General features: G+C 44.0%; 10 protein-coding genes and 2 pseudogenes. 5 read left to right on the forward strand and 7 right to left on the reverse strand.

What is annotated here, in order from left to right; all coding sequences use genetic code 11:
* Nucleotides 1–1,170 (reverse strand): AAA family ATPase, encoded by a 1,170-nt coding sequence (locus ANSO36C_RS32410; RefSeq protein ID WP_251960910.1) that lies wholly within the window; start codon nucleotides 1,168–1,170, stop codon nucleotides 1–3.
* 2 nt (nucleotides 1,171–1,172) lie between these two features.
* Nucleotides 1,173–3,887: a TnsA endonuclease C-terminal domain-containing protein gene (locus ANSO36C_RS32415; protein ID WP_251960911.1), complete on the reverse strand. Its 2,715-nt coding sequence runs from the start codon at nucleotides 3,885–3,887 to the stop codon at nucleotides 1,173–1,175.
* A 240-nt stretch (nucleotides 3,888–4,127) separates the two neighbouring features.
* Here ANSO36C_RS32415 and ANSO36C_RS32420 point away from each other — a divergent pair, with 240 nt between their 5' ends.
* Entirely contained in the window at nucleotides 4,128–4,640 is a 513-nt protein-coding gene (locus ANSO36C_RS32420) for a hypothetical protein (protein ID WP_251960912.1), read from the forward strand.
* Between the two features lie 127 nt (nucleotides 4,641–4,767).
* Nucleotides 4,768–5,266 (forward strand): annotated as a pseudogene (locus ANSO36C_RS32425) (efflux RND transporter permease subunit); the annotation flags it as partial.
* A 7-nt stretch (nucleotides 5,267–5,273) separates the two neighbouring features.
* Here the strand turns inward: ANSO36C_RS32425 and ANSO36C_RS32430 are convergent.
* Genes ANSO36C_RS32430 through ANSO36C_RS32440 form a run of 3 tightly spaced genes read right to left on the reverse strand, consistent with a single transcriptional unit; the run spans nucleotide 5,274 to nucleotide 7,482 of the window.
* Complete coding sequence (locus ANSO36C_RS32430; RefSeq protein WP_251960913.1) at nucleotides 5,274–6,134, reverse strand: RNA polymerase sigma-70 factor; 861 nt, start codon at nucleotides 6,132–6,134, stop codon at nucleotides 5,274–5,276.
* Nucleotides 6,135–6,137: 3 nt separating this feature from the next.
* A complete protein-coding gene (locus ANSO36C_RS32435; protein WP_251960914.1) occupies nucleotides 6,138–6,866 on the reverse strand; it encodes an FMN-dependent NADH-azoreductase in 729 nt (242 codons plus the stop codon).
* On the reverse strand, nucleotides 6,802–7,482 hold the full coding sequence (locus tag ANSO36C_RS32440; RefSeq protein WP_251960915.1) for an SMI1/KNR4 family protein: 681 nt from the start codon (nucleotides 7,480–7,482) through the stop codon (nucleotides 6,802–6,804). Before ANSO36C_RS32440 ends, ANSO36C_RS32435 begins: the two co-directional genes overlap by 65 nt.
* A 288-nt stretch (nucleotides 7,483–7,770) precedes the next feature.
* Here ANSO36C_RS32440 and ANSO36C_RS32445 point away from each other — a divergent pair.
* A pseudogene (locus tag ANSO36C_RS32445) lies at nucleotides 7,771–8,013 on the forward strand (efflux RND transporter permease subunit); the annotation flags it as partial.
* A 3-nt stretch (nucleotides 8,014–8,016) separates the two neighbouring features.
* Here the strand turns inward: ANSO36C_RS32445 and ANSO36C_RS32450 are convergent.
* Nucleotides 8,017–8,157, reverse strand: coding sequence for a hypothetical protein (locus ANSO36C_RS32450; RefSeq protein ID WP_251960916.1), 141 nt, complete (start codon nucleotides 8,155–8,157; stop codon nucleotides 8,017–8,019).
* A 46-nt stretch (nucleotides 8,158–8,203) separates the two neighbouring features.
* On the opposite strand from ANSO36C_RS32450, the gene ANSO36C_RS32455 reads away from it, so the two are divergent.
* Nucleotides 8,204–8,620, forward strand: coding sequence for a Chromate resistance protein ChrB (locus ANSO36C_RS32455; RefSeq protein WP_323374643.1), 417 nt, complete (start codon nucleotides 8,204–8,206; stop codon nucleotides 8,618–8,620).
* A 300-nt stretch (nucleotides 8,621–8,920) separates the two neighbouring features.
* On the opposite strand, the gene ANSO36C_RS32460 is transcribed toward ANSO36C_RS32455, so the two are convergent.
* Entirely contained in the window at nucleotides 8,921–9,367 is a 447-nt protein-coding gene (locus ANSO36C_RS32460) for a hypothetical protein (RefSeq protein ID WP_251960918.1), read from the reverse strand.
* A 611-nt stretch (nucleotides 9,368–9,978) separates the two neighbouring features.
* Between ANSO36C_RS32460 and ANSO36C_RS32465 the strand changes: the two genes are divergently transcribed.
* Nucleotides 9,979–13,089 (forward strand): efflux RND transporter permease subunit, encoded by a 3,111-nt coding sequence (locus tag ANSO36C_RS32465; protein ID WP_251960919.1) that lies wholly within the window; start codon nucleotides 9,979–9,981, stop codon nucleotides 13,087–13,089.
* Nucleotides 13,090–13,133: the final 44 nt, after the last annotated feature.

Consider the following 13,133-nt stretch of genomic DNA (forward strand, 5'->3'; position numbering starts at 1 on the left):
TTACTGATTGCCTACTTGATGCCGCTTGGGTTTGGGTTGTCCAGGTTTTCTTCTTAAGCGTGCTTTTTGAGTACCTAATTGTGGAGTTTTCAATGTCTGTGACTCCGAATCATCTGCAACGGCTCCTAAAGATGGCAAACCGAGTTCTGCACGCAGTTGAGAAACTTCTGCTTCAATTTGTGCATGATTGTTTTCACCTTCCTTAATTTTCTTGAGAATGTTCCGGCATTGGGCAACAGATAAGGCACGCCGTTCTAAATGTTGAATTTTAACGGTGTTCGCACCTTCGGTCATGGCATCGAAGAGCGCATTCTGAAACCAATTTTTGAGAATCCCTACGCAGCCGAGACTTCGCTCATAACAGTAATCCCAATGAGAAACTAAATCCGGCTCCTCAACAAGGGGCATATTCAGTTGAAAACCCCACACCACGCTTTGAAATATCTCTCTGTCCTGAGTGCAGTCAGCACGGTAGCGGGGAAAGTGTACGTAGGCACTACGTCGGCTCAATTGATCCCCTACATCGTGTAAGGTGAGCAGTTCATAGGTGCCAACTAACCCATGCACAACACTTGTTCTATTGGCAAGGGACTTAATAGCTTCTGGTAAATCTGTGAGCTTGCGCCCGGAAGCTATCATCAGCATATGATGAGCTTCATCAATAAAAAATATTTTGGGTTTACGATGTTTGAGAGCTTGTTCTAATGCCCATCCCAAGTCTGTTTCAATAACTTTTGATTCAATAACAATTTGCCCATTGCTATTACGATATATACCTCGCGTCCCATAGTCTATTTTCTGGTCAATCAATGGTTCATGAAGGGCAAATAAGCAGCGTTTGATATGATCTTTTGAATTGAAAAGTCCAGATTTTTGAACTACTGCCTCAACTGATGCAACTGGCAACCAACCTCTGTCAGCTTCTAATTCTTGTCGGTTCGTCTCAATCAGCCACTTTTCAATCAGCAGACGCAGGGTTGTTTTCCCAACTCCAGTTGGCCCGTAAATAAAAATAACTCGTGATTCACCAGAATTACTAACCAAAAGCTTGAGTAAATTGAAGGTTTCTTCTAACCGAGGGTGTGCCATTGTATAGTTATCGAAGAAAGCCAACCGCACTAGCGGTGATTGCAACAGTAGAGATTGGGGGAATCTTGGGGATTTGGACATGATTAATAAGAATCGAAAGATTGGAGCAGATGGGGTTTAACCGCTATATTCTCGGATGTAGGAGACGATTCTGAGTTATTATTGTTAATCTCTTGTGCGATATTCAATTGCTCCAAAAAGCTTTCTTTTTGTCTGACTCCATCAATAACTTGAAATACTTCCTTGCCTTGAGCATCTCGCAGACGTTGGGCGAGTAAAACTTCCTCTGCTTCAGCAGTTGATAGAAATTCCGCTAACTTTTTAGCTCTCACTGTTAATTGTTTGTCATGGTTAGAGTTACGCTTTTGTAACTCAGCAGTCGCCAGCCAAATTTCTTTTTCTGAGCGTCCTTTGAAAATTGCATAATATTCACTAATACATTTCACCCATTGACCACGGATATAGGCATAGGCAATTCCAACATCAAACGGGTCATATCTGGCTTCTACATGAGTTTTCTGGATTAAAGGGTCACGAAAGGCAGAATTCCAGTAGTGAATGCCCCGTATTTGTATCCCTTTAGCTGGATGCACTTTTACCTTCCCAGATTGTATTGTTGGTAAAGTTAAAATTCTCCAGGTTTCGTCGTTAGGTATTAGTCGGTGAGCGCGACTTCCGTACTGGGATATTCCTGAAGTCAAAGCCTGTTTTGGCGAAATTCCTAATGCCGGATGTTCTGTTGTGTCGTACTCAGAGTAAGCCCATTCGCAGAGATATAAATACAACAAGCCAAGTGTCCAAACTGCCAAGTTTTTAGGATTGACAGATTTGGTCATCAACCTGATTTTTTTAGTAATCTGTGTATTGCCGGCCAAGTTGTAGAGCAACTGGGTGTTTGCAGTTCCAAATAGGCGTTCGCAAACTCCACTAAATCGAGAAGCGGCAGGGGGACGGTGTTTGAGCGTACATTCAAACAAAGCCAGCAAACTCTCGAAATAGTTGCTATGAAACTCTTTGCCGTTGTCTGTCACAATTATTTGGGGTAGGCGAGAGTGGCGCATCACGCAAATCCGCAGCACCATCATGCAACTGCGGTAGCTGGGAGGGTCAAAAGTCAAATAAACCGCTAGTATTGAACGACTGTAAGCATCCACCAAAAATGTTGCCCAAGGTCTGCCAAGAACTTGACCTGTAAGTGAACACCGTAGCTCTATGTCCATTTTGGTGTGGTCAATATGACCAATCTCAAAAGGGCGATCTCCGTGACGCGGTGTCGTTAGCTCTAATTCCCAGTAAAAAGGTTTTTGTGGGTAGGCAGCCCGATGTCCTTCACGAGCTTTTGTCTGTTCCCAACCACTACGCCGTTTTATTTCGTTAATAAATGTTTTGTAGCTGGGAATTTGGTCTGGAGAAATTCCGGCACTTACGCAGGCATTGTTAAAAGCTCCATAGACTTCATACTTGCGCTTCTGTTTGTGCGTTTCGTAGGCTTGTGTTATGAATTTGTCTATCAGTTCTAAGGTCTGTTGGGGTAGCTTTCGGTTGCGGTTGCCTTTTTTATTAGAGCAACTTAAAAGCCCAATATACCCATAGCCACATTTTTGTTGTGCTTGCCGATATTTGCTTAACCAATCTCTTAAGGTACGTTCTGATATTGTGGAATTCTCTAGTGGTTGCCCCAGCAACATTGGTTCAATACTTCTGTAACGGTGATTGGCCTCTTCTAAATCTTTTGAACTGGCTTGGAGCAGAATAGACTTTATTTGGTCATCGTTACAGTTGGACTGTTGGAGTTGAGAAGCTGTGATTTTTCCTTGACGAATTTTATTTTCAAACTCAGAAATGGGCAAATCAATAAAGTCTCCTTCTCTGGGACGCAAAGTAATCTCAGTGTGACCAATTTGAACTAAGTTGTAGCTTTCACCATCCCAATTAATTGGCGTGTTGGGAATCAAATTTATAACTGGGGAACTGATAGAATCAGCGATGGTCTGCGACGAAACCATCAAGTTGTAAGTTGTTCCCGAAAGTTGGTCACAAAAAACTCTGCACCGTTCTGGCTCAACCAAAAGGGTTGCCTTTAAATCCACATAAATTTTTTCAGTGGCAACCAGTTGGTAAATTTCATCTACACTAACTTTATTAGCTTGATAGAGCAATTCCCTCAGAGTTATTCCAGGTTGTTCCTGAATTATTGCTCTTATAAGTTGTGTTTGATTCGGATCTATACTATCAACACGATTTCGGTAATAGTCTTCTAGGAAGGTAATGTTACGATATAAAACCCAATTAATTTGGTCATCTGACTGGATGTGAAAATCAAATCCAAACTGTGCTGCGTGTTTAGATGCTGGTGGCGAATACCACTTTAAATCTTCTCCCTTACTATAGCGATGGGGGTGTTTAACAATCAGCGATTTGAGTTCACTTAGAGTTTTACACTCTACCCAACCAGCACTGTTTGTTCTGATGACAAAAAAGTCTGGGGTGTAAAAGAATCCAATATTTCGCCCACAGGCTCCTTGATAATTAATCTTAAATGCAGGGGGTTGGTCGTAAAATTCTAAGACATCTTCGTTATGCTCCAGTGAGTAAACGAAGGGAAGCTCAACTTTATGGGACTCAAATTGAATGCTTTGCCCCATCTTTTTACTGGGGTAAAAACCTGACACATTTTTTCTCCCTCCTCCTACACGCCGTGCAGGTTCTTTTGATCGGATGTCTGCGAGAGTTTTGCGAGCCATCGGTGATAGGTTTTGACGACTACACCAGTTATCAAACTCGTCAGGTGTGAGCATTTTTTCTCCCCCTGAAATTTGAGTTGAAGACACAACTCACAACATATGTCTTGTTTTTATAGCAGTGGTAGGAGTGCTGTCACTCGATTCATTGCTCTCGGCACTGGTCTGAGTGCTTCAGTTCATTGTATTTGTTACTACCGATTTGAAATCTTAAGAAAGTATATTTTTGGCAAGCTTATGGTGATAATTTTGCTTGACGGCAATGTTATGGTTCCAATTGCTGAAAAATGACTCAAAGTGTCTAACGGACACATCAGCATCTCAGCCACTATGGCGGCAATATTATGGTTCCAGTCGCGGCAATCTTATCCTTCCACCGACAAAGAGGCGGCAGATCAAGCCAAGAATTTAGTTGCCAATACCGAGGATAAACAGGGCGGGATCAATGCTGAAGCTGCAACAACACCTAAGCCCACAACTGCTGGTGCAGCTATTTTAAACCATGAAATGCAGGTTACGCTTGCCCCTGATGAAGGTAAGGAAATCAAGCTTGACATGAGTAAAGGCAATAAAGTGCAATACACTTGGTCTACAGATGGTGGCAAAGCCAATTTTGATGTGCATGCCGATTCTCAAACATTAGGAATCAATTACCATCAGTACAGCAAGGGATCTTCGCAAAGCGAACAAGGGGAACTTGAAGCAGCCTTTGATGGTTCACATGGTTGGTTTTGGAGAAATCGGACATCTAACACAATTACCATTACCCTTAAAACTATAGGTGAATATACTGATATTAAACAGAAATAAGGAGGAAATGCGCGATTCTTAATTGGCGGCGGTCAAGAACTGTTGGTGCGCGGCATTGAGCAGGTGAAATCAATTGAAGACTTGCAGCAATCCGTGGTCAAAGTGCAAGGTGGTAAACTATGGATAGATCGCCCTTACTGGCGGGGTCATTTCCATCGCCTCCCTGATTGGTTTCATCACCTTGTTTGGGGTTGCCACTCGCAATGGCTTGTTGCTGGTTGATAACTACAACAACAAATTTGCCCAGGGAATGCACCTTAAAGATGTGATTGTGAAGGGTTCCCTGGAACGGATTAACGCCATCCTGATGACTGCCCTTAGCTCGGCACTGGGGATGTTGCCGCTAGCGATCGCTGGCGGAGCCGGAAATGAAATTCTGCAACCGTTGGCGATCGTGGTCTTTCTTGGGTGGTTTGTTTACCTCCACGGCATTAACCTTGTTGGTCATTCCTGCGATCTATGCCAAATTTGGCAAGTGGTTGATACCCAAGCAAACCCACCAACTTTACAGACTAGAACGGAAGCAGTACAACGTTCCTAGTCAGCGGCGGCAGATAATCTTTGCATTATCACCAGGATCTCCAAACTGTCCGCTCCAACAGGGTTGTTGTGCTGCTGTCAACTAACGTTCGATTACTTCTTCACTGCCCCTAACTTTTCTGGATTAACCACTGCAAAAATCGATCGAATGCTATCTCCTGTAAACTCAAAGCTAAAAGTGCTATGAAGCTTTTCATCCACGATATTAATCACTCCAAGCTGACTATTGACGACTGCAACCTGCGAAATCAGCATCGGGGTTAATCGGCTGCGACGAATCGCCACTAAAAAACGAGCTACTTTTAGACAGCCAGACAATGGTTTTTGTGCTGCCACCACTTTACCGCCGCCATCTGACCAAAATGTTACATCTTCTGCCATCAGTGCAATAAGTCCCTGCAAGTCGCCATGATTCCAACAGTCAAGAAATTGCTCAACCAGGATGTCTCGATCGTGAGAAATTGGGGCAATTGAGGGTCTGCGTAGCACAAGATGCTGACGAGCGCGACGAATGATTTGGCGGCAACTTGGAATACTTTTACCGACAGTTTTGGCGATCGCCTCGTAGTCATAATCAAAGACTTCGCGTAATAGAAAAACGGCTCTCTCAGTTGGGGATAAGCACTCTAGCAGCATGAGAAATGCGAATGAAAGAGATTCTGCTAATTCAGCACAGTCTTTGACCTCTGTTGATTCCGCGATCAGGGGTTCTGGCAACCATGTTCCCGTGTATTGTTCTCGTTTTATTTGAGCCGATCGCCGATGGTCGATACACAAACGAGTTACAGTCGTCGATAGAAACGCTTTGGGAGACTGCACGACACTTTCAGTCCGTTGCCAACGAATCCAGGTTTCCTGAAGGATGTCTTCTGCCTCGGTCACGCTGCCCAGCATTCGATAGGCGATCGCAAATAAGAGCGATCGATACTGATTGAAGAGGTCTAATCGGTTCATAAGTTACCAAGTCGTCGCTAAATCCATCAGCTTTGCGCGGGCTTGTTCAATTGACTGTTGCCGAATTTCATCGGGCATGAATTGATTTGGCACAGCCACAATTGTGATGTCTTCAATGCCAATGAAACCCAGAATCGATCGCAGATAAGTTTCACAGAAATTTAAACTTCCCATCGGCGTATCGGGTGCAAAATCTCCCGCACTCGGAGTAATCACTAATGCCTTTTTGCCGATCGCCAATCCTTTAAATGTAAAATTAGCCGAATCAAAAGCAAAGGTGCGATTGACTCGAACGATATTATCCAAATATGCCTTAAATGTTGATGGCACACTGAAGTTATACATCGGCACACCGAGCAATAGGCGATCTGCCCATAACAATTCCTCAATCAATTGCTCGGAAGCCGCAAGTGCCGTTTCCATTTCTGGGGTGCGACTGTCAGGAGGAAGGTAGTTTGCCGTTGTCCATAGTTCTGTTGGGTGAGCGGGCGGATGCATTCCGACATCCTGTTGTTTATGGAGCGCATTAGGATGGGAATTCTGCCACGCTTGGATAAATTCGTGACTGAGTGCGCGAGAAATTGACCGATCTAACCGCACACTAGATTGGATTTCAAGGAGTTTCATGGGTGTTATGCCATCAGTTTGGATTGAGGTTTGCAGGAGGCTAGCTTGTTTGCTGCTGGTAAAGCCGCTTAAATTCCACCGGATTGAGTTGGAGATCGATCGCATTCAGCAAACTCGCTTGCTGTGATGAAATAGGTTCAATTCCCTGTTGACAACAGCTTGTCAGAAATGTCATGAAACCGCTCAATCGGTTGAATTGAGGCTGTGTTGATAGAAATGCTTCAGTCACTTTCATCGGCGGTAGGTTTGTGCCGTTCGCACAATACAGAATCGGGTTGTCTCGGTCTAGGCGCATCATGCAGTAGATCGTATCTTTGCCCTCAGTCAAGATACAAAAAGGCAGTAAATCGATTGAGCATCTGCCCAGCTTTAGATGGCGATGTCCAGCTAAGGCATAATCCAAGGGCAAGAATTTGGCAACAATCAGACGGTTTCCAAGTTGTAGATGAAATTCATTCTCTCGACCGGATAATTCTCCATGCCATTTGCCTTTGATTCGGAGTAGTTTTTCCGCCAGATTTAACTTTCCTGGCTGACCAGACAGCCCATTATGCCATTGATAGAGGTCGTAAGCATCTTGGGGCAATTCCCACGAAAAGGAAGCAGTTTTTGCTTCAATATCAGCGATTGTTAATCCAGCCTGTAGGCGGCTGGCAATTTTAGGGGCAGTCTCTCTCAGGGCAGTGTCGAAACGGTGTAGTGTGTCGATCGGTGCAGTCATGGCAGTTCCTTCAAAGTTGCGCTAATCTCTCGCAGTCAGAGATTGGCTTACTTAATTAAGACGAGGAAGATGCTTTGTTTGTGACAAGACTTTGAACATTAACAAATCACCTTGAAATTGCGCTCTATCCCTGTGACTTAAGCAGCACAACGACCAAGCTCACCCGCCGCTAACCATATGGTTCGGTTCGTAAAAAAAACTCATAACAGTCGGCGTGCAACGGGCTTGTTAGACGGCTTATTTACAAGTCAATTAGTAACTATCACCCCCAGAATCAGGAGCATTGATGCACTGGGGACGCTGCCCTTGGCGATCGCTGGCGGAGCCGGAAATGAAATTCTGCAACCGTTGGCGATCGTGGTCTTGGGCGGTTTGTTTACCTCCACGGCATTAACCTTGTTGGTTATTCCTGCCCTCTACGCTAAGTTTGGCAAATACTTGATCCCCAACCAAAAACCTGCCGACCATGAGACGAGTTTTCCTTTGAATCCCGATCTATCGGTAAATTCAGTGCTTCCAGAGATTGATTAGAGATTAATTAGAGGTGCGATCGCGCCAACTCTGTGAAGTCAAAGCGATCGCATTCTCATCAGTACTAGGAATTCTGAAATGCCCCAAAGTAATGTAATTAAAAATCCTTGGTTTTAATGAAACAGTTATTGCTTTTTGTTGCAATAAACTTTACTCTAAATCCTAAATGGAGGTGTCAAAGTTGAGTTGGATGGTTTTCTCCTACTCCCTTCCTTCCAAATCTTCTTCCAGCCCTCGTGTCACATTGTGGCGACGGTTGCGACGATTGGGAGCCATCTCACTGAAAGGCAGCATTCACGTCCTTCCCGCTCGTGACGAATGTATAGAATCTTTCCAGTGGTTAGCTCAGGAAGTTCAACAGGCCAAGGGTGAAGCCCTAGTAACGCGGGTTGAGCAGTTTGAGGGATTGGCTGACCAGGAAATCATCTCACTGTTCCATAAAGCTCGGAGTGAAGAGTATCAAGAAATTGAAGCCCAAGCAATTGAACTTGAAAAGTCTGTGAATCTTACTGCCAACCTGGAAGGTCGTAGCAGTCTGCTGGAAACCTTAGAAAAGCTGCGTAAACAACACACCGAAATTACCCGTGTAGACCCAATTTGTCACTAAGATTGCCTCAGTTGCTGCCCTGCTTACCATCTTTACTGACACGTTCTTCTTTTAATGGGGCTTAGACAAAAAATACCCAGAAAATAGCCTCTAATCTATATACAGACAGACCTTGACATCGTTTTGCTTAGTTTCTTAATTTATCTGAGTTTCAGCCATTTTTGAGGATTTGGTGTATTTATCTTAACTCTGTATGAGTTTGAGGCTTGTTTTTCCCTCAAAAAAGTTTAAGTACCGTTAAAAGTACTTAAACAAAAACTCATTAGCTCAAAAATCCCAAACTTAAGCACTGCTAATGTACTAGTCTACCAAACCAGGCAAACCCCGCATCTGACGTAGAGCATTTAAGCAGGCTGGGCAATCGCAGCTGAACAAAGTTATGGAAGTTTCACTCTCTTCATCAGTGAATTGTAACTCAGGAAGCTCTTGGACAGAGGCATAGGCTAACTCTACAGCCCCACCCTGTTCTAGTTGAGCTTGGGGAGCGGTGAACTCTATAACTCTATCTTCATTTGGTTGAGCTTGGGCTGGTTTCACCCCTGGTGTAGATGCAGAAGCAATAGTATTGCTAACCCGTATGCAGACCATTTTCTTCGTTGCTGAGTGGGGGGATTGTATACAAGAAAGACGGTTGCCTGCTGCATCCACGGTCTGATTTGCATAAGATGGTTGAGTCATCATGATCGTAGACATCACAGACGCAAACAGTGCAGGGCTGGAAAACAAGGTGAGGAGAAATTTGTTCATTTATTCAAAAGCGTTTGTGACTGCTCACACCTTTAAATTATTACTGAGTAACTTATATACAAATATAGACAAGATACTGATGATATCTCAGTATCTTGTAAAAAGTGCATGTAAACGATAGCATACCAGAGGCTGTTTGTAATGTCCAGAGAGTGTAGAGCCAGCAACCAATTCGCAATTCGCAATGACGCTCCTACGGACGCTCGTTCCTCTCTACGAGACGCTGCACGTAGCTTGCTTCCCCGTAGGGGTACGGTACCGCAATTACGTTTTTTAACGGGGATTTAACCCCGACACAAAACGTGCTGCCTGTAGAGGCAGGGGAATTAAACTGAACATACTTTGTTAAATCATAACGCCTAACTAAATTTTCTTTGAGAGCGGACACGGATTTTCTCCTTGTGCAGCTTCATAATAAAGTTCTAAAGCCTCGATGACAGCGAGTATGACCAAATCTCTGCTACACTGCGCCACAAATATTCAACCTTGATTTCATCCTGATTTCATCTTCATTTGAGACATTAGATACAGTGCCAGATTGTCAAAATTACAGATTATCCCAGATAGATTCACTGTATCGTCAAGCAAAAAACCCTTGATTTGTCTCAAAAATGCTCAATTCCATTGTTAAATGGTCGATCGCGCAAAGGTGGCTAATCGTTATTGCCTCGATATTAATTAGTTTGTGGGGATTGCGCGTCATAACGCAAATGCCCCTCGACGTATTTCCTGCTTTCGCTCCGCCCCAAGTAGAAATTCAAGTTGAAGCTTCTGGTTTAGCACCAGAAGAAATTGAGTCTTTGGTGACTCGCCCAATTGAGAGCGCGATTAATGGCACACCTGGACTGGAATCGTTGCGGTCTTCATCTGCAATTGGGATTTCTGCTATTAAAACTGTCTTTAGCTGGGACACTGAGATATACCGTGCCCGTCAACTGGTAACAGAACGATTACAAGGGGTGAAACTGCCACAGGGAGTTGAACAGCCGGAAATCTTGCCTGTCAATTCGCCCTTGGGATGGGCTGTTAAATACGCTTTCTCCTCCCAAAGCACTGACATGATGGAGGTGTGGCGAATTGTCAACTGGGATGTGAAAAATCGCTTGCTGGCTGTACCAGGGGTGAGTAATGTATTTCTCTATGGTGGCGATGAACGGCAGTATCAAGTTTTAGTTGATCCAGACAAGCTCAAAGCCTATAGTGTATCCCTGCCAGAAGTTACCAAGGCAGTGCAGAATGCCAACGTCAATGTGCCGGGAGGATTTTTGATTACTCCTGATCAAGAAACCTTGATTCGGGGGATTGGGCGCATTGAGTCGATTGACAAGCTGAAGCGTTCGGTTATCAAAGCAGTTAAAGGCACACCCATATTACTAGAACAAGTCGCAGAGGTCAAAATTGGCCCAGGACTCAGACGAGGAGATGGACTATTTCAGGGCAAACGAGCAGTAATTTTAACTGTCTCTAAGCAGCCTGCGGCAGATACACCCACTGTAGTCAAAGCTGTAGAAGCAGCAATGGAAGAGATTAAGCCAGGGCTACCGCAGGATGTCAAGGTTACTAAAACCTTTGACCAAGATTTATTCATCGAAGCTTCAATCAAAAACGTTGAAGAAGCACTGCGCGATGGCATCATTATTGTTTCAGTCATCCTGATTATTTTCCTGATGAACTGGCGCACGGTAATTATTAGTCTTAGCGCCCTACCTCTGTCATTACTGTTAGGCATGATTATTCTTAGCTGGACTGGACAGGGCATTAATACAATGACCTTGGGTGGACTGGTAGTTGCAATTGGTTCAGTGGTGGATGATGCGATCGTTGATATGGAAAACGTCTACCGCCGATTAAGGGAAAACCAAATAGCAGGAAACCCGAAAAATCCTTTACAAGTAGTGTTTGACGGCTCAGTAGAGGTGCGCGTCAGTGTTTTATTCTCGACAGTCATTATCGCAGTAGTCTTTGCTCCAATTTTTGTCCTGTCTGGGGTAGAAGGTCGCATTTTCACACCGATGGGAATGGCGTATTTGCTATCGATTCTCGCTTCTACCTTAGTTGCATTAACGCTGACTCCAGCATTATGTGCCTTGTTGCTGGCAAATCAACCTTTACCCAGTACAGAGACTTGGCTAGAGCGCAAAGTACATCAATTTTATCGTCCAGCGTTGAAGTTCTCGATTCGCCGTCCCCAGGTAATTTTGGGAGTTGCGCTTGCGGGCTTTGTTGCTTCCATAATTATTCTACCTGGGTTGGGAAAAGTCTTTCTACCAGAATTTCAAGACCGTTCTTTGGTCAATTCAATGGTTCTTTTACCTGGTGAATCTCTGAATGCAACTAACCAAGCAGCTTTAGCGGTGATGGATGCGCTCAAAAACGATCGCCGTTTCGATTTCATTGCGTTGCGATCTGGATTTGCTCAAGGAGATCCAGAAGTAGCAGGGGTCAACTTTGGCGAGTTGGATGTGCAGATTAGCGAAGCCGGAGCGAAAAATCGGGACAAGACTGTTGAAGTACTCCGCAAAGAGTTTGAAAAACTTCCTGGTGTGGCGACTAATATTGGTGGATTTATCTCACACCGCATAGATGATATTCTCTCAGGTGTGAGGAGTGCGATCGCAGTCAAAATTTACGGCCCCGAACTCAAACAACTCCGCACCCTTGGTCAACAGGTACAATCCGCGATGAGTGGTATTCCTGGCATTGTGGATCTGCAACTCGAACCCCAAATCCCAGTCAAACAAATTCAAATTCAGTTTGACCGCGATGCAGCAGCACGTTATGGACTAACCGTGGGGGAACTGGCAGAAACAATTGAGACTGGGCTAAATGGCAAAGCAGTTTCTCAAGTGTTGGAGAAGCAACAAACGTTTAATCTGGTCGTGTGGTTGCAAGAGCGCTATCGTAATAATTTAGATGTAATTGGCAATTTGTTGGTAGATACACCCAACGGGCAGAAAATCCCTTTATCCCAGGTTGCCAAAGTTGATTATGGCACGGGGCCAAGTACCATTAATCGTGAAAATGTTTCCCGGCTGATTGTGGTTTCTGCCAACGTTTCTGGAAAGGATTTGGGTTCTGTAATTAAAGATGTACGCGATCGCGTTAAACAAATTCAACTGCCTGGAGGATACTATGTCCAATTTGGCGGACAGTTTCAAGCACAGGAACAAGCCACGCAGACATTAATTATTGCAGGTGGAATTGCTTTTGCAGTGATTTCCGTACTGATTTACTTTGCCGTCAAGTCAATTCCTGCCACAATCATGATTATGATTAACTTGCCACTGGCATTAATTGGTGGTGTCATCTCTGTGTCCTTGAGTGGTGGTATTATTTCCGTTGCTTCGATGGTTGGTTTTATCACTCTATTTGGTGTAGCTACCCGTAACGGATTGTTGTTAGTGGATAACTATAATAATCGTCTTGCTGAGGGAATACCACTCAAACAAGTAATTGTTGATGGTTCGATGGAAAGATTAGTAGCGATTCTCCTCACAGCACTTTCGTCAGCGCTAGGTATGGTTCCCCTAGTAATTGGTTCTGGTGCAGGTAAAGAAATTTTGCAACCTTTGGCTGTGGTAGTGTTAGGAGGCTTATTTACTTCCACTGCTTTAACATTATTAGTTTTGCCGGCTTTATATTCGCTATTTGGGAGATTTTTAGTTCCAAAAAAGACTACACAGATATACGATATCAAAGTTACTCAAGGTTCAGTTGTATGACACTTAATTTATTAATGATTTCCAGATGTCCACCTGGAAATACA

This window comes from Nostoc cf. commune SO-36, from assembly GCF_023734775.1.
Taxonomy (GTDB): Bacteria; Cyanobacteriota; Cyanobacteriia; order Cyanobacteriales; family Nostocaceae; genus Nostoc; species Nostoc commune_A.

Excerpts from the sequence above, each read along its gene's own strand:
- ANSO36C_RS32435 (WP_251960914.1), bottom strand. The coding sequence starts at position 6,866 with ATGCGATCGATCTCCAACTCAATCCGGTGGAATTTAAGCGGCTTTACC.
- ANSO36C_RS32460 (WP_251960918.1), bottom strand. The coding sequence starts at position 9,367 with ATGAACAAATTTCTCCTCACCTTGTTTTCCAGCCCTGCACTGTTTGCG.
- ANSO36C_RS32455 (WP_323374643.1), top strand. The coding sequence starts at position 8,204 with ATGGTTTTCTCCTACTCCCTTCCTTCCAAATCTTCTTCCAGCCCTCGT.
- ANSO36C_RS32440 (WP_251960915.1), bottom strand. The coding sequence starts at position 7,482 with ATGACTGCACCGATCGACACACTACACCGTTTCGACACTGCCCTGAGA.
- ANSO36C_RS32430 (WP_251960913.1), bottom strand. The coding sequence starts at position 6,134 with ATGAACCGATTAGACCTCTTCAATCAGTATCGATCGCTCTTATTTGCG.
- ANSO36C_RS32415 (WP_251960911.1), bottom strand. The coding sequence starts at position 3,887 with ATGCTCACACCTGACGAGTTTGATAACTGGTGTAGTCGTCAAAACCTA.
- ANSO36C_RS32465 (WP_251960919.1), top strand. The coding sequence starts at position 9,979 with ATGCTCAATTCCATTGTTAAATGGTCGATCGCGCAAAGGTGGCTAATC.
- ANSO36C_RS32410 (WP_251960910.1), bottom strand. The coding sequence starts at position 1,170 with ATGTCCAAATCCCCAAGATTCCCCCAATCTCTACTGTTGCAATCACCG.